Origin of the sequence: Nonlabens xylanidelens (genome assembly GCF_002934445.1) — a bacterium.
Classification (GTDB): Bacteria; Bacteroidota; Bacteroidia; order Flavobacteriales; family Flavobacteriaceae; genus Nonlabens; species Nonlabens xylanidelens.
Window position 1 is genome coordinate 376,828 of sequence record NZ_PTJE01000002.1, and the last position, 19,227, is coordinate 396,054.

General features: G+C 35.1%; 20 protein-coding genes. 3 read left to right on the forward strand and 17 right to left on the reverse strand.

Annotated features, from left to right (window positions below):
- Positions 1 to 144: 144 nt before the first annotated feature.
- The 4 genes from LY01_RS06760 to LY01_RS06775 all read right to left on the reverse strand — a co-directional run bounded on the left by LY01_RS06760 (position 145) and on the right by LY01_RS06775 (position 4,472).
- Entirely contained in the window at positions 145 to 1,095 is a 951-nt protein-coding gene (locus LY01_RS06760) for a hypothetical protein (protein WP_104515065.1), read from the reverse strand.
- Positions 1,043 to 2,134, reverse strand: coding sequence for an RHS repeat domain-containing protein (locus LY01_RS06765; RefSeq protein ID WP_104515066.1), 1,092 nt, complete (start codon positions 2,132 to 2,134; stop codon positions 1,043 to 1,045). Before LY01_RS06765 ends, LY01_RS06760 begins: the two co-directional genes overlap by 53 nt.
- A gap of 74 nt (positions 2,135 to 2,208) precedes the next feature.
- Entirely contained in the window at positions 2,209 to 3,315 is a 1,107-nt protein-coding gene (locus LY01_RS06770; RefSeq protein WP_104515067.1) for an OmpA family protein, read from the reverse strand.
- A gap of 137 nt (positions 3,316 to 3,452) precedes the next feature.
- Entirely contained in the window at positions 3,453 to 4,472 is a 1,020-nt protein-coding gene (locus LY01_RS06775) for a threonine aldolase family protein (protein WP_104515068.1), read from the reverse strand.
- A gap of 120 nt (positions 4,473 to 4,592) precedes the next feature.
- Between LY01_RS06775 and prfB the strand changes: the two genes are divergently transcribed.
- The 3 genes from prfB to LY01_RS06790 all read left to right on the forward strand — a co-directional run bounded on the left by prfB (position 4,593) and on the right by LY01_RS06790 (position 8,810).
- Complete coding sequence (gene prfB, locus LY01_RS06780) at positions 4,593 to 5,699, forward strand: peptide chain release factor 2 (RefSeq protein ID WP_104515069.1); 1,107 nt, start codon at positions 4,593 to 4,595, stop codon at positions 5,697 to 5,699.
- A gap of 70 nt (positions 5,700 to 5,769) precedes the next feature.
- Positions 5,770 to 8,214, forward strand: a complete 2,445-nt coding sequence (locus LY01_RS06785; protein WP_104515070.1) for an outer membrane beta-barrel family protein — start codon at positions 5,770 to 5,772, stop codon at positions 8,212 to 8,214.
- Positions 8,215 to 8,312: 98 nt separating this feature from the next.
- Positions 8,313 to 8,810, forward strand: a complete 498-nt coding sequence (locus LY01_RS06790; protein WP_104515071.1) for a hypothetical protein — start codon at positions 8,313 to 8,315, stop codon at positions 8,808 to 8,810.
- A 79-nt stretch (positions 8,811 to 8,889) separates the two neighbouring features.
- Here the strand turns inward: LY01_RS06790 and LY01_RS06795 are convergent, their stop codons facing one another.
- The 13 genes from LY01_RS06795 to LY01_RS06845 all read right to left on the reverse strand — a co-directional run bounded on the left by LY01_RS06795 (position 8,890) and on the right by LY01_RS06845 (position 19,164).
- On the reverse strand, positions 8,890 to 9,282 hold the full coding sequence (locus tag LY01_RS06795; RefSeq protein ID WP_104515072.1) for a protease complex subunit PrcB family protein: 393 nt from the start codon (positions 9,280 to 9,282) through the stop codon (positions 8,890 to 8,892).
- A 31-nt stretch (positions 9,283 to 9,313) separates the two neighbouring features.
- The gene (bshA, locus tag LY01_RS06800) at positions 9,314 to 10,450 is read right to left on the reverse strand and encodes an N-acetyl-alpha-D-glucosaminyl L-malate synthase BshA (protein ID WP_104515073.1); all 1,137 of its coding nucleotides are present in this window, start codon (positions 10,448 to 10,450) and stop codon (positions 9,314 to 9,316) included.
- A gap of 10 nt (positions 10,451 to 10,460) precedes the next feature.
- The gene (locus LY01_RS06805; protein ID WP_104515074.1) at positions 10,461 to 13,394 is read right to left on the reverse strand and encodes a glycoside hydrolase family 3 N-terminal domain-containing protein; all 2,934 of its coding nucleotides are present in this window, start codon (positions 13,392 to 13,394) and stop codon (positions 10,461 to 10,463) included.
- Between the two features lie 139 nt (positions 13,395 to 13,533).
- Complete coding sequence (locus LY01_RS15000) at positions 13,534 to 13,752, reverse strand: hypothetical protein (RefSeq protein WP_146080378.1); 219 nt, start codon at positions 13,750 to 13,752, stop codon at positions 13,534 to 13,536.
- Between the two features lie 15 nt (positions 13,753 to 13,767).
- Positions 13,768 to 14,250, reverse strand: coding sequence for an ABC transporter ATPase (locus LY01_RS06810; protein ID WP_104515075.1), 483 nt, complete (start codon positions 14,248 to 14,250; stop codon positions 13,768 to 13,770).
- 3 nt (positions 14,251 to 14,253) lie between these two features.
- Positions 14,254 to 14,463: a hypothetical protein gene (locus LY01_RS15005; RefSeq protein WP_146080379.1), complete on the reverse strand. Its 210-nt coding sequence runs from the start codon at positions 14,461 to 14,463 to the stop codon at positions 14,254 to 14,256.
- Complete coding sequence (locus tag LY01_RS06815) at positions 14,463 to 14,675, reverse strand: hypothetical protein (protein ID WP_104515076.1); 213 nt, start codon at positions 14,673 to 14,675, stop codon at positions 14,463 to 14,465. The genes LY01_RS15005 and LY01_RS06815 overlap by 1 nt, the downstream gene beginning before the upstream one ends.
- Positions 14,675 to 14,884 carry a hypothetical protein gene (locus LY01_RS06820; RefSeq protein WP_104515077.1) on the reverse strand — a complete coding sequence of 70 codons (210 nt, stop codon included), beginning with the start codon at positions 14,882 to 14,884 and terminating at the stop codon, positions 14,675 to 14,677. Before LY01_RS06820 ends, LY01_RS06815 begins: the two co-directional genes overlap by 1 nt.
- On the reverse strand, positions 14,885 to 15,520 hold the full coding sequence (locus tag LY01_RS06825) for a hypothetical protein (protein ID WP_104515078.1): 636 nt from the start codon (positions 15,518 to 15,520) through the stop codon (positions 14,885 to 14,887).
- Positions 15,521 to 16,312 carry a (Fe-S)-binding protein gene (locus tag LY01_RS06830; RefSeq protein WP_104515079.1) on the reverse strand — a complete coding sequence of 264 codons (792 nt, stop codon included), beginning with the start codon at positions 16,310 to 16,312 and terminating at the stop codon, positions 15,521 to 15,523.
- Positions 16,313 to 16,413: 101 nt separating this feature from the next.
- Positions 16,414 to 16,845: an LNS2 domain-containing protein gene (locus LY01_RS06835; protein WP_104515080.1), complete on the reverse strand. Its 432-nt coding sequence runs from the start codon at positions 16,843 to 16,845 to the stop codon at positions 16,414 to 16,416.
- 3 nt (positions 16,846 to 16,848) lie between these two features.
- Positions 16,849 to 18,204 (reverse strand): (Fe-S)-binding protein, encoded by a 1,356-nt coding sequence (locus LY01_RS06840; RefSeq protein WP_104515081.1) that lies wholly within the window; start codon positions 18,202 to 18,204, stop codon positions 16,849 to 16,851.
- Positions 18,205 to 18,210: 6 nt separating this feature from the next.
- Positions 18,211 to 19,164, reverse strand: a complete 954-nt coding sequence (locus LY01_RS06845) for an MlaD family protein (RefSeq protein WP_104515082.1) — start codon at positions 19,162 to 19,164, stop codon at positions 18,211 to 18,213.
- Between the last annotated feature and the right edge of the window lie 63 nt (positions 19,165 to 19,227).

The following is a 19,227-nucleotide window of genomic DNA, read 5'->3' on the forward strand; positions in this document are numbered from 1 at the left end:
TATGATTTTGTTTACAAAAAATGAAAACCATTACTAACTTTCTTTACTTTACTCTTTTAATCATGCTCGGTACCAGTTGCAAACTGGCACTAGCGGTTGTCTATACTGGCGCCAGCAGGAGACAATATATTTTACCATAAAATCTCAAATTTTAATCCTAGTAGTTTCGGCAATTTCAAGATCTGTACTTAACTGGAGGTATTTAGCTATAGAGGATATACTGTAACTAGTATTGTTTGAATTCAATTTAAATTTAAGGGCTTCACTTGCTCGGAAATCATCATTTATATGAAATTTATTAATCGTATAATAATAGTTTGATTCTATGTCTATTTTTAAAAAAAAAGAACTTTTTAAATCTAAACTTTCTCCATTTATCGAAGTTAGTTCACTGACCTCTGGGAAATTTTTTATATGATCCGTGCTAATCAAGATATTATTTTCTTTAAATAGTTTCTTATCTATTACCAAATAGCTATCAAATACTCTATTCAATTTATCTTGATCAATAGTAAATTTTTTAATTGGTATTTTAATCATTTCATTATTAAGCTTAAAATAATTAGTTTTTTTAGAATTTGACACGAACTCTAAAAATTTATTTTCTTGTATATAAGTACCGTAATTCTTAAAATGTGGGTCTATATATGATGTTTTGCTGTATACCATTAAATGTTCTTTAAATTGACCATTTTTATACACTACTAAAAAAGCTTTGTTATCAAAATAATCATCTTGTTTAAAAAGTGCTTTATATAAATAAAATGATAAACCTTCAATAGTATCAATCCGACCAATCCCATAAAAATTTAAAGATTCATCTAAATTTTCATGTCTAATCCCTTGTTGATCATCGGGAAATATATTATTTAATTCTGATTTTTTAATTTTATTATAATGACTCGATTCCATTAATAAATCATCAATTAAAACATGATTGATATTTGGAAATAAATTTTCAATGTTTTTCCCTAACCAATTTTCATAGTTCTGAGCATTTGTTAAAAAAAAATTAGATAATAAAAATATTGGAAATAAAAAATTAATCTTTAAATTTTTCCATGGGTTTAAGTCCCCTTTTTGCACGTTTTTCATTTACTGTCTTTAGTTTGTCAGCGTTATATTTCTCCTTAGTAATTTCATTATCCTTTTTCTCACCTTGATGTGTTACAGATTTTAAAATATGACTAGTATTTTTAGTTTCTTCCACTAAAACAGGTACAATATCCATACTTATATTTATACCGTTTAGATTCGAAGAATCATCTATCAATATCGGTTGTTGTAAGGATGTAGATTGCATTAAATCAACTTCTATGCCTAACATTTCTAAGTGAGATTTAATTTCTTTGATCTTATCAGATGACACATCTTCTGCTGTAATAGTCATATAAGAAACTAATGAATACGATTCCAACGTAACATCAGAAGTTACTTCAAACTCTCCTACAAATCTTTCACCCAAAATAGTAGCCTTGTCGTATTCTGTTGTTGTACGAGTTTCAGTCACTCCAATTTTTTTGTTTAGTTCTTCTTTCCTAATATCTATTCTTGACTTCACAATAGAACTTATATTATCTAATAATTTGGAAGGATTATTATAAATACCGTTAAAAAATGGATCTACCATCCTTGGATCAGCTTGAAAATAATTATTGCCTCTAATAGCAAACCTATGCGCTGTTGTGATATTATCATAGTTACCAAAAGATAATGCCGCTTGAGACAGAGAAATATTTTGCTTTACTACTCCGAATTCAACCATCTCGTCATATTCAACCGTAATCACATATTCTGGTGGGCAGCCCCAGCATTTTTGATATTGATCTCTTTTTACAGTAAATTCAAGACCTTCCAATTCAATACCATCAATAACTCTATTCTCACTGAAAGCATAAGGGCTATTCCAAGAATATTGTTTACTCAAAGGGTCAACGGCAAAAAATCTCATAAGTCGCGGATCATGCATCCTATACTTGTAGTTATAGGAGTTTCCTTCTCCTTTTATTTCATCGTCTTTTTCCTGCCCTTGAAATCCGTATCTATAAGAATCGCTATCTACACTACCGTGGCGGTTAGGTAGTAGCATACCGCCGGGATAGTAATCATTAACCAAAACTTCATTCCATAACATTTCCCAATAATAACAAAAAAAAGGGCTGTCTTGCGACAGCCCTTTTCATACATTTTTTTGAAACTAACTAGTGACTAGTTGTTGATCAAACGGAATTCAGTACGACGGTTTGCTCTGTGCTCACGCTCAGTACAAGAAACACCATCAGCACATCTGTTCTTTAAACGAGTCTCACCATAACCGTTAGCTACGATACGAGATGCGTTTACACCTTTAGAGATAAGGTAGTTTGCAACAGACTGTGCACGTCTTTCAGATAGAGCTTGGTTAGAAGTTCTAGATCCTTTAGAGTCAGTATGAGAAGCAACTTCTACTTTAGAACCAGCAGTACTGTTAAGAGCAGAAAGAAGTTTAGCGTCGATTTCTCTTTTGTCAGCAGCAGTTAATGTAGAGCTACCAGTTGCCCAGTTGATCGCAAGACCATTGTACTCAACTAATTTACAGTCTACCTCAGACCATACAGTAAGACCACCTTTAGAAACTAATCTCTCACGAGATACAGACTTAGATGTAGAAGGAACAACGTTTTCAGTTGTAGAAGCATCAGACTTTAATACAGTCTTAGTAATGTTAGCATATTCTGCAGGAATTTCAATTTCTTCAACTCTAGCTGGTTGATCAACAACACGTACAGTATAAGTACCTGACTGCTCAGCTACTGGAGTACGGTTAAAAGATGCATCACTTGCAAGAGTAGTTAAAGATACAGTAGTATACTCAGCTGGGTAACCTTTATAACACCAGTAACGACAGTCATCTGGGTTAGAAGAAGTACATTCTGCTGGTGGTACTGAACTCATTTCCCATTGTGCATAAGCTGGCTTCACCTCTACAGTTTCAGTAGTTTTACCAAAAGTAGCTGGAGTAATAGAAATAGTAGAACCTGCTTGTTTCTTAAGGTAAGTTCTAGTTTCAGTCTTATAAGTTGCAGGAATTACTCTTAATTTCTTAGAAGCTTCTTTTACAAGAACTCTTTCTGTAACAGTTTCATAAGTTGCAGGAACAACTTTTAACGTCTTATAAGCTGGTGTTGCCACTAAACTTATAGTTTCATTTTCATAAACGTCAGGCGTTGTACAACGTACATAACATTTACCTGGCTCTGGGTTAGTAGGTAAATCTTGAGCAAAAGCAAAACTTCCTGCCGCGATAGCTACTAAGGATAGTACTAATTTTTTCATTTGGAATAAATTTGATTAATAATTATGGTTCAAAGGTCTTTTAAATTTAGAGTAATCCAATTAAATACCTAGTAAAAATAACCCCTCTTAGATGAAAGCACTAATATTATCGATGAAACACATTTTAACAGTGTGTCTTATAGTTTTGTTATAAAATTCTTAAATAATTGGATTACCGCAATATGATCCTTATGAGTGTAGTCTAAATGCGTTACTAATCTCAATTTACCTTGCCCCATATTACTAATAATCAAATCATTACTACTACAGTAATCCATTACTTGCAATTCATCTTCTACTTCAAAGATCACTATATTAGTCTCTACCTCTTCTACTTTGATAACATAAGGTAATGTTTTAAGTACCTCTCCTAATTCTTTGGCTCTATCATGATCTTGTTTTAATCTATCTATATTATGGTCTAATGCATAAATAGCTGCTGCTGCCATATACCCTACTTGTCTCATGCCACCACCTAGTACTTTGCGCACACGCATCGCTTTTTTCATGATCTCCTTCTTACCAGTGAGAACGGTCCCTAGCGGTGTCCCCATTCCTTTAGAAAAACACACAGAAATAGTATCAAATATTTCTCCATATTCTTTTGGATCCTGACCGGTCGCTACCAGAGCATTCCATAAACGAGCGCCATCTAGGTGCAGTCCTAGATTATGGTCGTCACACACTTTTCTTACCTCCTTAAATGTGCTCATATCATAACAAGCACCGCCACCTTTATTGGTTGTATTCTCTAAACAAACTAACGTTGTTAAAGCACTGTGATAAAAATCTGGCGGATTTATAGCCTCCATTACCTGAGCTGCCGTAACCATACCACGATCGCCATCTAATAATCTACAAGAAACACCACTATTAAAAGAAGCGCCACCACCTTCATAATTAAATACATGAGCATATTTATCACATATCAATTGCTCTCCTGGTTGCGTATGCATTTTTATAGCAGCCTGATTTGCCATACTACCAGTAGGAAAAAACAAGGCATCTTCCATACCGAACATTTCTGCAACACGTCTCTCTAATTCGTTAACCGTAGGATCTTCCTTATACACATCATCTCCTACTTCCGCTTGGAACATGGCTTGCATCATTTCTTTGCTAGGTTTTGTTACGGTATCACTTCTTAAATCTATCATATGTTTATGTTCTAGTTACGCTTTCGCGAAAGCGAGATAAAAATAATATCTATACCATATATATGTATCTATAATGGCAAAGAATTTAATTCTATTTTTGCAATCGCCGAAAATAGAACTATGATTACTGCCGAACAGGTTAAAGAATTACAAGAACGTGTTGAAAAACTGAAGGATTATCTACAAATTGATGCCAAACAAATTGAGATAACTAACCTAGAAGAGAAGACCTTTTCACCAGATTTTTGGAATACGCCCAAAGATGCAGAGGTCATCATGAAACTATTGCGTACTAAAAAGCAATGGACTACAGATTATGCTACCGCAGTAACTCTTACAGAAGATCTTGAAGTACTCTTTGAATTCTTTAAAGAAGGTGAGGCTAGTGAAGAAGATGTAATGGCAAAGTACAATGCCACTAATGATCTAATTGAAAAGCTAGAGTTTAAAAACATGCTTTCTAACGAGGGTGATGACATGAGTGCCGTCCTACAAATTACTGCCGGCGCTGGTGGTACAGAGTCTTGTGACTGGGCAGAGATGCTTATGAGAATGTATATGATGTGGGCAGAGAAGAATGGTTATAAGGTTAAGGAACTTAACTTTCAGGCAGGTGATGTGGCCGGTATTAAAACCGTTACTCTAGAGATAGAAGGTGATTATAGTTTTGGCTGGTTAAAAAGTGAAAATGGTGTACATAGATTGGTACGTATATCTCCTTTTGACTCTAATGCAAAACGACATACCTCTTTTGCGTCTGTATATGTCTATCCTCTTGCAGACGATTCTATAGAAATAGACATTAACCCAGCAGATATTAATTGGGATTTTGCTAGATCTAGTGGTGCTGGTGGTCAAAACGTGAATAAAGTAGAGACTAAGGCCATACTTACTCACCACCCATCTGGTATAGTAATTCATAATTCTGAAACGCGCTCTCAACTAGAAAACCGTGAAAAAGCGATGCAAATGCTCAAATCACAACTTTTTGAAATAGAATTGCAAAAACGTAATGCCGCGAGACAAGAGATAGAAGCTGGTAAGATGAAAATAGAATGGGGTTCTCAAATACGTAATTATGTATTGCATCCCTATAAACTTATTAAAGATGTGAGAACAGGACATGAAACTGGTAATACAGACGCTGTTCTTAACGGTGATATAGACGCTTTTCTTAAAGCTTTCTTAATGGAAAGTAGTAAAGAAAAGCCTAGTGACGAGCTTTAACGTAACTTTAGCAAAGTCTGATTAACCCTTCAGATAGATTTGCCGTCTTAGAAGAAACTTTAAGATTGTTATGAAAAAAATTATTACGTTACTCTTGTTGTTAACGGCGACATTGGGTTATTCACAAAATTCAAATCCCATTACCATTAAGGGTAAATTAGTAGATAAAACTTCTGGTGAGGCGCTAGAATTTGCTACTATTTCATTTATTAGTGCTACTCCTGATAAATCTCCACAAGGTGGTGTTACTGACCTAGATGGTAATTATCAATTTAATGTTACTCCTGGTACTTATACTATTAAGTGGGAATACATCACTTTTAAAAGTCTTATTAAAACAGGCCAGGTTATTGACGCAAATCAAGATTATGGAACTATCGCTCTAGAACAAGACGTTGCAGAGTTAGATGGTGTACTGATCGTAGCAGAAAAAACTACTGTGGACATACGTCTTGATAAAAAAATCTACAATATAGGTAAGGATTTAACTGTACGTGGTGGTAGCGCAAGCGATGTGCTAGATAACGTGCCGTCTGTATCTGTAGATGTAGAAGGTAATGTCGCATTGAGAGGTAATGATGATGTTACTATTTTTATAGACGGTAGACCGAGTGCTCTCGTAGGATTTAACGGTGCAGAGGCATTAAGACAAATTCCAGCAGATGCGATTGAAAAAATAGAAGTTATAACAGCACCTAGTGCAAGGTATGATGCAGAAGGTACTGCTGGTATCTTAAATATAATTCTAAGAAAGAATAAACTTTTAGGTTTTAACGGTACCCTGCAATTAGATACTGGTTATAACCCACAATTAGGTCTTTCTTTCAATGGTAACTACCGTACTGAAAAATGGAACTTTTTCACCAACACTGGTTTTAGATACAGAGAGACTCCTGGTAACTCTACAACAAATACAGAATATCCAGTCGGTACAGCATTAAATACGTTTGTGAATGAAGAGCGTGATTTTGACCGATTAGGTAGAAACTTCTTTACAAGTCTAGGTGCTGAGTATTTTATAAATGACCAGTCTAGTATAGTTGCAAACATCGTTTACCGTCTAGGTAATGATGACGATGTGAACACAAACGTTATTGAACGTCTGGATGAAAATGGAAATTTAAATGAAGCTACCACACGTGTAGAGGCTGAAGCTGAAGACGATACTAGAGTACAATACTCTCTTGATTACAAGAATGATCTAGATGATAATGGTCAGAAAATTACAGCTAGTATACAATATTCTACTTCTATCAGTGATCAAAATGCAAACATTCTAGAAACTGAAACTACTACTAACACAATTAATGATGTAGAACGCACATTTACTGATGAAGATGAGCAAAATGCTACAGCGCAATTTGATTATGTTTTACCTATAGGAGAAGACACGCAGTTTGAGGCTGGTTATAGAGGTAACTACCGTGATATTAGCAACTCTTTTTTCTTAGAAGAAATAGCACAAGATGACTTACCTAATGGACCGCTACTTCCAGATGCTGGACTTAACAATACCTTTGATTACGAAGAGTTAGTAAACGCAGTTTATAGTCAGTACGGTAAAGAATTTGGTAAATTTTCTTTCCTTGCAGGTTTAAGATTTGAGCAAACTAATGTTACTATTAAACAAGCTACTAGTAATACAGAAGATAAGAAAGACTACAGCAGCCTCTTCCCTACTCTTAACTTAGGATATGAGTTACAAGACGGTGAAAATATTACTTTAGGGTATAACAGACGTGTAAGAAGACCTCGAGGACGTTTCTTAAACCCTTTCCCAAGTAGATCTAGTGAGTCTAACGTGTTTCAAGGAAATGTAGATCTAGACCCTACTTTTACTAATTCCATAGATTTAGGTTATTTAAGAAGATGGAGTAAATTTACTTTTAATACCTCTATCTATTATAATCGTAGTGATGATAACTGGGAATTTATTCAAGAAGACACAGGTGCTGTAACCGATAATGGTGACCCAATCATAAGACGTACACCAGTAAACCTATCTACACAAGAACGTATAGGTTATGAATTAACTATGATGTACAGACCTTTTAAATGGTGGACTATTAATACAGACTTCAACTTATACAGAGCAACTACGGATGGAGATTTTGGAGGTCAAAATTTTGATTTTGAAAACACTTCTTACTTTGCTAGACTAAATCAAAAATTCAGTATCCCATCTGGAATTGATCTGCAGACTAGATTAAATTATCGTGGTGCTTCAGAAAATGCACAAACGACTACCGATGGTATTTTTACTATGAATCTAGCAGCAAGTAAAGACATTTTAGGTGACGATGCTACAATATCTCTTAACGTAAGTGATTTATTTAATAGTCGTAAAAGACAAAGTACTACAATCACTGACGACTTCACAACAGACAGTGAATTTCAATGGAGAGAGAGACAAGTGAATTTAAGCTTTGTGTATAGATTTAATCAAAAGAAGAAAAATGCTCGTAATGGCGGTACCAACGGTGGTGGCGGTGAGGATTTTGAATTTGAAGGATAAACCTTAACTTCTTTTAAGAACATATCGCATTTAATTAACAATATATAAACTTAACCAATAATTTAACTAGTAGATATTTGTAAAAAATTAAATCAATTATGAAAAAAGTATTTTTTACAGTGATGTTAGTAATAGGTGCAGTAGCCATGAGTGAAGCACAAGAAGTTTCTAAAAATGCGATAGGAATACGTACTGGTGATGGTGACGGTTTTGGTACTGAAATTTCTTACCAAAGGGCTTTAAGCGATAACAATAGATTAGAAATAGATCTAGGTTATGAAAGTGGAGATAATTTTGATGGTTTTAAAGCGACAGGATTATACCAGTGGATGTGGAACATAGAAGGTGGTTTTAACTGGTATGCAGGTGCTGGTGGTGGCTTAGGAACTATTAGTCTAGACGACGATTTCCCTGGTAGAAACAATTTTGATGATGATTCTGAAACTTTCATTTTTGCGGCTGGACAAGTAGGTATAGAATACAACTTTGATATTCCATTACTACTTTCTCTAGACGTAAGACCAGAGTTTTACTTTGGTGATTTTAGAGATGGAAATGATCTAGATATCGCCTTAGGAATAAGATATCAGTTCTAGAACAGACGTATGATAAACATACTAAAAACGGCGATCATTTCTGATCGCCGTTTTTTTTTGTGGTATATATTTCCTGTTACTATTTAACAGTCACCTTTATGGAGTCTGCAGGCTGGTTAGCTAGTAGTACTATTCCTGGCGTGGTCATTCCCATGGTTACCATATCTTGTGGTGCAGGAGATTGAGTATAAATTATATATTTGACTACTTCACTCTTGTTCACCTTTACTTTGGTAAAAGAAAAGCCTCCGGTAGATTTCTGCCCCATTGCAGCAACGATAACAGACTGCTTTTTAAAATCTATAACCGGTAGTTCTAAATGTGGTGATCTCGTTTCATTTAATTGCTCATAAAGTGCTACTAACTCTTTTTCATTATCAATCACATAAGCACTTTCTTCTGTAATATTAGTAATGCTTTCTTTAAGAATAGTAATAAAATCCTCACCGCCAGATTTAAGAGTCTGGTTCACTAATTCTTTTTTGCTACAGCACGAGCTTAGACTAATTAGGCTTAGTGCCAGCAAGCACGTTTTCATATAATTTTTCATATTGTGGTATTATATTTAGTATGTCGTATTGTTCCGCTTTCGCGAAAGCGGCATTCTTAAAATCACTTAAAACCTGATCATCTTTTAAGATCTTAATAGCATTTGCAGCCATCTCATCTACATCACCCACATTACTTGTAAAACCAGAAACACCATCTTCATTCACCTCTGGAAGACCACCGGTGTTAGAAGAAATAACTGGTGTGCGATTTGCCATAGCTTCTAGCGCTGCGAGTCCAAAACTTTCTTTTTTTGAAGGCAATAAAAACAAGTCCGAAAAGCAAAGGATGCGATCTATTTCTGTACTGTTTCCTACCCACTTAATTTTCATTTTTAAGCCTGCTTTATTTGCATATTCTTCTGCAGCAAATCGTTCTGGGCCATCACCTACCATAATGAGTATAGAAGGGATTTCTTTTTGAACCTTCTCAAATATTTTGATAATATCCATCACCCTTTTAACTGGGCGCATGTTAGATACATGAGTGATAATGCGCTCTTCCGGAAAAGCCATTACGGACCTGTCACAATCCTTAAACTCGGTCTTATACAAAGACATATCTATAAAATTAGGAACTACATCTATCTCCTTCTTTATATCAAAAAGCTTTAATGTATCTCTCTTTAAACTAGCTGATACAGATGTAACCGCATCACTATTATTAATACTAAAAGTAACCGAAGGCTTATAAACAGGATGGTTACCTACCAGCGTAATATCTGTACCATGCAAGGTAGTCACCATAGGTATGATTATGCCTTGTTCTTTTAACATTTGTTGCGCCATGTAACCTGCATAAGCATGCGGTATGGCATAATGTACATGAAGTAATTCTATGCCATATTCTTGAACTACATTAACCAGTTTACTAGATAATGCAAGGTCATAGGGCTGGTAATGAAATAAAGGATACTCTTCTACATTTACCTCATGAAAGAATATATTTCTAGATAACAACTCTAGTCGTACCGGTTGTTTATAAGTAACAAAATGGACTTCGTGCCCACGTTGAGCGAGTGCGGTACCCAACATGGTAGCAACTACTCCACTACCACCGAAGGTAGGATAACAAACTATAGCTAGTTTCATTAGTATATTTTTAGTCTATGATCGAGTCATAGATTATTTGCTGTATGTTAGTTCTTATATTTTCTTTAATGATAAACCTGTTTCCAGCATCTGGATGCACGCGGTTAGATAAAAATACATAAACTATTTCTTCTTCAGGATCTGCCCAGGTGTAAGCACCGGTAAATCCACTGTGACCAAAACTACTTTTACCTACACAACCACAAGTAGGTCCAGATACTTTTAATTGTGGTTTATCAAATCCTACACCACGTCTCACATCGTTCTCACAGTAATAACAGGTATTAAATTTATCTATGGTTTCTGGTGTAAAATACTGTCTACCACCATAGGTACCGCCTTGCATGTACATTTGCATCATTTTTGCCACATCATTTGCTGTAGAAAATAATCCTGCATGACCACCTATTCCGCCCTGCATGGCAGCACCTTGATCGTGCACATAACCATGTACGAGTTGTCTTCTAAAAAGGGTGTCATTTTCTGTAGGAACAATTTGATTCAAAGGAAATTTATCGCGTGGTAAATATCCAGTACGATTCATACCCAGAGATTCATAAAAATGATTCTGAGTTAATTCATCAAGATTTTTATTATAATGCTTTTCAATATATTTTTTCATTAAGTAATAAGGAAGATCACTGTACTTATATTCTAGCTTTTTTCTTAAATCACTTGTTTTAATACGATTAAATATCGTGTCTTGTACCTGTATATTTGTGTACATTCCATTTGCCACCTGTATATCAAACCCTTGCTGCGGTCCATTACTGTAGTATTTAGACAACGGCAGTTTAGTTAATGAATCTAGCGTGTAGATATAAAACGGTATCCATGGCTTAAAACGACCATAATGTGACAGCATTTGTTTTACCGTGATTTGTTCTTTATTAGAACTAGTCAAGTCTATATCTAATTTAGAAATAGAATCGTCTAGAGATACTACATGAGACTCTTCTAACTCCATAACCAGCGGTAATGTTCCCAGAATTTTAGTAACCGATGCGATATCGTACACATCACTCTCATTTACTTTACTTTTTTTATTATAAGTATGGTAACCATATGTTTTATCTAGAATCACTTTACCGTGTCTAGCCACTAAAATTTGCATTCCTGGCGCTCCTTTTCCATCTATGGTATACTTAGCAATACTATCTATTTTTGCCACCATACGAGAGTCTAACCCAACACTAGATGGATTATGTCCATAAGAAAGACGTTTTACATTCTTAACCTTTATACCATCATTAACATTAAATAATCCAGAACTTACTGGCAATGTACCTACAGCATCTCTCGCGCCAAAAATAATTTGCGCACTCACCTCTTGACTCATTTTGCTATTTTGATAAGACATGACTATACCTTCAAAATTTTCGGTAGTTTTTATCTGATCTAGCATATAGGGTCTCACAAAACCATCAAAAACTACATCGTGTTTTCTCGCTATTTCATACAACCACGTTAGCTCGTGCTGTTTTAATCGATATGATTTCCATGGATTTGCATTACTTCTATGCAGCCCTATAATAACCGTATTGTATTTTTCTAGCATAGTAAGCAGTACATCTAACTTATCTGCTACTACCTTATCGACATTAGTATACCTATTCAATTCTTTAAAAAACACATCTCCACTATCATCTCCTAATTCTACATAAGCGATTTTTTTAGTTTCTAGATTTTGAAGAGGTAAGATATTATTCTTATTTTTCAGTACTGTAATTGCCTTAGATATAGCATTTTCATACACCACGTCATCTTGCTCTGTATTTAAATCCTTTACTAGATTAGAAATAACAATAGGCTTATATTCATGAAGACCTACCACATACTTAGACATTAAAATTTTCTTTACAGAATAAGCTAGTCGTTCTTCTGTTACATCACCGCTGGCGATAGCCTCTGTAATTTTTGCGATGGACTTCGGTATATTTTCAGAAATAAGTAGCACATCATTACCAGCTTTAAAAGCTGCAAGATCAATCTCTCCAGGTGCGCTGAAGTTACTTGCACCCTTCATATTAAGAGCATCAGTAAAAATAAGACCGTTAAAACCTAATTTAGTTTTCAATATATCAGTCACTACTTTGTGACTAATGCTTGTAGGATAACCAGCACGAGGTTCTAGACTAGGTATATTTAAATGTGCTATCATCACACTAGCCATACCTTCCTTAATCAACTTTCTATAAGGATATAATTCTACACTATCTATACGCTCTGCACTAAAATCTACCGTAGGCAACGTCTTGTGACTGTCTTGATCTGTATCTCCATGACCAGGAAAATGCTTTGCACAAGCTAGTGTACCAGTACTTTGCATTCCTTTCATAAAAGCACCAGCTTTATCCGTCACATTGTACATGTCTTCACCAAAACTTCTATTCCCTATAATAGGGTTCTTAGGATTTGTATTGATATCTACATCAGGAGCAAAATTGATATGAACGCCCAGTCTTTTACAGTGCTCACCTATACGCTGTCCCACTTCATAACTAGAAGTATTACCTGGCGTTGCACCTAGCGTCATATTCCATGGAAAAGCATACGTATCTTCTAGACGCATGGAGAGACCCCATTCTGCATCCATTGCGATTAACATTTTAGTCTTAGATTTTGCTTGTAACTCGTTAGTTAAATAGGCTTGTTCTACAGGACTACCTTTAGAAAAAATAACACCACCTATTTTATGTTTCTCTACCAGATTGCGCACATGGTCTTCATGAGCTTTTCCTTTATTAGAAAACATATCTACCATAAACAGCTGCCCTATCCTTTCTTTTTGAGATAGACTGTTATAAACACTATCTACCCAATGCATTTGGGCGATAGAATCTGCAGCAATAAGAGGCTTGTTATTAGTTAATTGCGCTTGTGATGTGTACGCTTTCGCGAAAGCTAACACTACCAAAAGCAATGATGCATTTTTAAATTTCATATAATATATCCAGAATTTTAAATAAGGAAACCAAGAATCGTTCCTTACTCGAAAGATACCGAAAAACAAAAGGACTGCATAAAAAAACCAGCTTAAAAGTAAGCTGGTTTTTAACTGTTTTATGAACTAAAATTATACCTTAAAGACACTCACAAGTGCAACTATCTCCTTCAAAAAAATCACTGCTGTGATGATAACTCGCAATACCGTCTGGACAGATAAATTGTGCTGTTTCTAAACACTCTTCAGAACTTTTAGTATTCAGGTAACTGAAACTAACTGTCGATATCATAATCAATATCATGGAGATCGCTATAACCACTTTAAATTTATCGATAAAGGCGATTACTCTAGTCATAACAAAAGGTGTTTTCTAGAAAAATCTAGAATGCCAGCTATCGCTTGCCGGTATTTCCCAGTGTTCTTTATATTCTCCTACTGTTTCTACTAGATTATTAAAAACTATGGTTTTAGGAGAAACCGATTTTGCTTTACACATTTTTTTAAAATCTGCTAGATCTTTATGTGCGACATACTGCCCATTTTTAAAAGTAACATTCATCTTATCCATTAAATCCACACGATATGCTTTTTCAATAGACTGTATAAAACGCACACTTGCATCTATAGAACAACCTGTCGCACCAGCCTCTGACTGGTCCAGACCTATCACTATAAATCTATTATATGGATAGTCTACACCTGCTCTAAGATCTTTACCATGAGCAGTCCACTTCTGTAAAAAATTATCCATTTGTGGTTTTAGCTCATTGATCTCATCAGTGGTAAAAGGTCTATTTGCTTGGTAAATCCATACTCTAGCATCGTCTGGAAGATCTTTGAAATTTGCGTGCATAATTTATTTTTTTGCTTTTAAAGTAAAGTAACTCATTAAAAATAATAAAACCCCAAACAAAAGAGAAGAGAGCAAAGAAGCCTTGAGGTTAAAGGGCTCGTCATCAAAAAAGTAATCATACGACTCCATAATACAAGTAAATATTACCGTAACCGTAATGGTATAAATCAATCTCGCTTTAAGAGATGCTCTATTCTGTTTATTTGTAAACATTACTTTTTCTTTTTATTTATGGAATAACCAGAACTAAAAAAGCCAAAGATAAACATCGCTATGAAAAAGAAAATGTAGTATCCCCAATCAAAGTCTGCCATATCAAAAACGGTAAATATGATGTAACAAAATAAAGTAGTTAAACCAGAGCTTAATAATGCGTAGATAAAACGTGTCTTTACTGGCACTCTATCAAAGTTAAATAAACTCATTATTTTTTATTTTTACTGCTATTTCTCATGGACCACCATATAATACCAGCTACTAATAAACCGAACATTATAAAATCTACAGCAAACTTGAGAATGCTAAAACCTGTGTCTTCAGTAATTTGATAAAATATAGACATGATTATGGCATACACTAGACCACCGAATGCTCCTGATAATACGATGCTTTTATAATCTAATTTCTCTTTCAATTACTCTTCTATTGTATCAATTCTATCCAGAACTAACATGTTGCGGTATTCCCTTATACGTGGGTCATAAATATCGAGTTCCATTGCGGTAAATACATAAGATTTCTTACCCTTTACAGCGTCTTCTAGTAACTCGTCATTATCCACATAAGTAAGCCATAAAACTTTATGCCTGCGGCCGTCTTCATCTTTTATTTCAAAAGAGGTGAATTTCTTATCGTCAGATTTTACTATTTTACCTGTAAACTCGATGTATTCTTGCTCATCGTATTCTTCTTCTTCAGATGATACTTGTGCTTGTCTAACATCTCTAGCTATCATCATAAAAATAGGTAAAGCCTCTTCACATGTTGATGCTAGTGTTACACCTACCTGCTTTCCTATGTTAAGAGATTTCTGCGGATTTGTTATATCAAGTCCTTTTTCATTAAAATATTCCTGATCATTTGAATACACTTGCATGATACAACGACCAAATTCTAATTCTGCTTTTTCTCTTGTATCAAGACCTTCTTTACCTTCAATACATTCACAAACACCATTAGATAGTTTTGTTATTGCTTCTTTGTCAAATTCCTGTGCATTTACAACTACTGTTGCAAGAAATGCGATACTAAGTAATAATAAATTTCTCATTTATAAATCTGCTGCGCTTGCTATTAATTCTGCTACATCCATTACTTCTACCTGACCTTCTTTTTCTACCGCCTTAACACCGTCTGTAATCATTGTGTTACAGAAAGGACATCCTGCAGCAATAATCTCTGCACCAGTATCTACCGCTTCTTCTGTACGTTCTACGTTTATGTCTTTATTACCTTCTTCTGGCTCTTTAAACATTTGTGCACCACCAGCACCACAACATAAACCGTTGCGACGGCTGCGTTTCATTTCTATAAGTGCCGCATCTAGTTTTTCAATTAAATCACGTGGCGCTTCATAAATATCATTTGCACGACCTAGATAACATGGATCGTGATACGTGATTTTCTTACCTTTAAATTTCCCTCCTTCTATGGTTAATTTACCGTCTGCGATTAAATCTTTAAGAAAAGAAGTGTGGTGTACTACTTCATAGTTACCACCTAATTCTGGGTATTCATTTTTAAGCGTATTAAAACAGTGTGGACATGCCGTTACTATTTTTTTAATACCATATCCATTCAACACCTCGATATTCATCATGGCTTGCATCTGGAATAAGAACTCATTACCAGCACGTTTTGCAGGATCTCCAGAACAACTTTCTTCTGCTCCTAAAACTGCAAATTCTACACCTGCCTTATTTAAAAGCTTTACAAAAGCCTTTGTTATTTTCTTTGCTCTATCATCAAAACTACCGCTGCATCCTACCCAGAACAAAACCTCTGGTTGTTTGCCTTGCGCTATAAATTCTGCTGCTGTAGGTACTACTAAATTATTACTCATATCTTAAAAATTAAGAATCCAAACAGTATGAATTCAGAATAGGTATAAATTTTTATTATTAATTAGAGGGATCTCGCTTTCGCGAAAGCGAATCCTACAAATTATTTATGGTTTTTAAAAACCTCTATAGTCACTTCTTTTTCTACCAGGTGTGTAAACTCACCTGTATAACGTGTCGCTCTTACCATGTGGTTATCTATCCAGTGGTAATTACCACCTCTAGGTTTACCCATTAATAAACTATGAAATTTAAATCCATGTTTATTTAACCAGTCTGTAGTCACCTCGCGGTGTTCTTCTGTTCTAGAAGTAAAGAAGCAAATCACATGACCTTGATCATACCATTCATTAAGCGTTTTTAAAGCATCAGGAAATGGTGCACAAGTCGCCATTCTTTCTGGTTCTTCATTAGGCACATCTTCTGTAATGGTACCGTCTATATCGATTAAATAATTCTTTACTCCTTCTGGAAGTACTGGACTAGCTAGAGATCCATCTTCATTAAGGGCTTCATTAAACTGTTCTTCACTCATAATTTACTCTTTTGACCAGTTTAAACGGTCCATTTGGTTATACGGCCATGGCGCACCATTGTTCTCTATGTTACCCATAGTAACATTAAGTTCTGTAGGTGCCGCACTATTTTCTAATACTAAATATCTTCTCATCTCCATTATGATACTTAATGGATCGATACCTATAGGACAAGCCTCTACACATGCGTTACATGTAGTACAAGCCCATAATTCTTCTGGTGTGATGTAGTCGTTTAATAAGGTCTTACCGTCATCTTTCCACTCACCTTCTTTATTAATTACCGCACCTACATCTTCTAGTCTATCACGAGTTTCCATCATGATTTTACGCGGGCTTAATTTCTTACCAGTAATATTTGCTGGACATTCTGACGTACAACGTCCACATTCTGTACAGGTATATGCGTTAAGTAATTGTACTTGATCGAGATCAAAAATATCATTTGCTCCTAGCGCTGCAGGAACTTCGTCTGCCTCACTTGGATCTGGTGCTGCAAATGGATCTGCATCTGGATCCATCATCATTTTTACTTCTTTAGTAACAGCCTCCATGTTAGTCAACTGCCCTTTAGGAGTAAGTTTTGCAAAATATACATTTGGAAACGCAAGCATAATGTGTAAATGCTTAGACCAGTACAAGTAGTTTAAGAAAATAAGAATACCTACGATGTGCAACCACCAGCAAGTTCTTTCAATAATATGTAAAGTTTCAAAACCTAGACCATCAAATAACGGCGCTATAAAACCACTGATAGGAAAACTACCTGCGTTGATATAATGTAATGCTGCCTCGCTAGTAAACTGTCCTGCAAGAACACCTTGTTGTATGGTTAAGTCTGCTGCGTTCATGATTAAAAACAACGACATTAAAACTACTTCAAAATAAAGAATATAGTTCGCATCATTTTTAGGCCAGCCTTTAAGCTCTCCCATAATGAAACGTTTAATGTTCATTACATTTCTTCTTATCCAAAAAACGATAACCGATGCTAGAACTAAAAATGCAAGGATTTCAAACGTTGCTATCAAGAAATCGTACACACCACCTAAGAAAGGAGCAAATATTCTATGCTGTCCTGTGATACCATCTATGATAATCTCTAGGACTTCTATGTTAATAATCACAAAACCTACATAAACTACTATATGCAAGAAACCAGCAACTGGACGGCGCACCATTTTAGATTGCCCTAAAGCGATACGTGCCATTTGTGCAAATCGTTCTCCTTTACGGTCAGAGCGATCTACTTCTTTTCCTAGCTTAATATTGCGAATCATTTTTTTAATATTGCTCGCAAAAAATCCTACTCCAGCAATAAGGAGTAATGTAAAAATAATATTAGGTATATATTCCATGGTCAATTATTGATCTCTATCTTCTGGTTTTTCATACTCTCCAGGCTTTTTTCCAAATACAGAAAAATGCACATAACGCTTAGGATTCAATTTGATATCCTGCATCAACATTTCTGCCTGTCGTGTGGTTCTTTCTAGGTTGTTATAAAGTTTATCATCGGTCATTAATTTACCGAGACTTCCTTTACCTGATGCTACATCGTCTAGAACTACATTAAATTTAGAAATTGCATTTTCTAATTCTTTTACCGTACCAGCTATTTCTACTTGTGCTAGTGTGTCAGATATAGCGGCAAAGTTTCTGGTAGTCACATCTAGATTCTTAATCGTACTATTAAGTTCTGTTTTGTTATCGGCTAGTAAAGAGCTTGCATTTTTAGAAAGTCCTCTTATTTCTACAAGCGTTTTATTTACTTCGTCTAGGCTGTTAGTAATCGCAAGTCTAGTATCTGGATTTAGTGTTTGATTTACTGCAGAAAGAACAGAGTCTGCATTAACAATCATGCTTTCTATCTTATCCTTTAAAGGTAAAAATTCTTCCATAACCTTACCCTGTAATCCCTCGTCTGTACTAGATTTAAGAGTATCACCAGGTTGCGCAGGTCTTGCTTTACTTTGATAATTAGGTACAATCGCTAGTGCTTTACCACCTATAATACTGGTGCTGTAAACAGAAGCTACACTTTCTGAAGAGAATTTGAAAGATTCATTTACATGAAACTTAACCAGCAATCTACCAGAACTGTCTAAAAAGTCTATGTTATCGATATTACCGACACGTAAACCGTTAATAGTCACTGGTGCAGACGACGTAAGTCCTTCTACATTATCATACACGGCATAGAAGGAACGATCATCACTCAAAAGATTGCGACCTTTTAAATATTGATACCCAAAAATAAAGAGTGCTATTGCTCCTACGGTAAGCATTCCTACTTTAATTTCCTTTGAAAATTTCATTTATATCCTTTTCTACGAAGGTAAAGATACGGCAAGCTTAATTTATATGGACTAACATTTTTT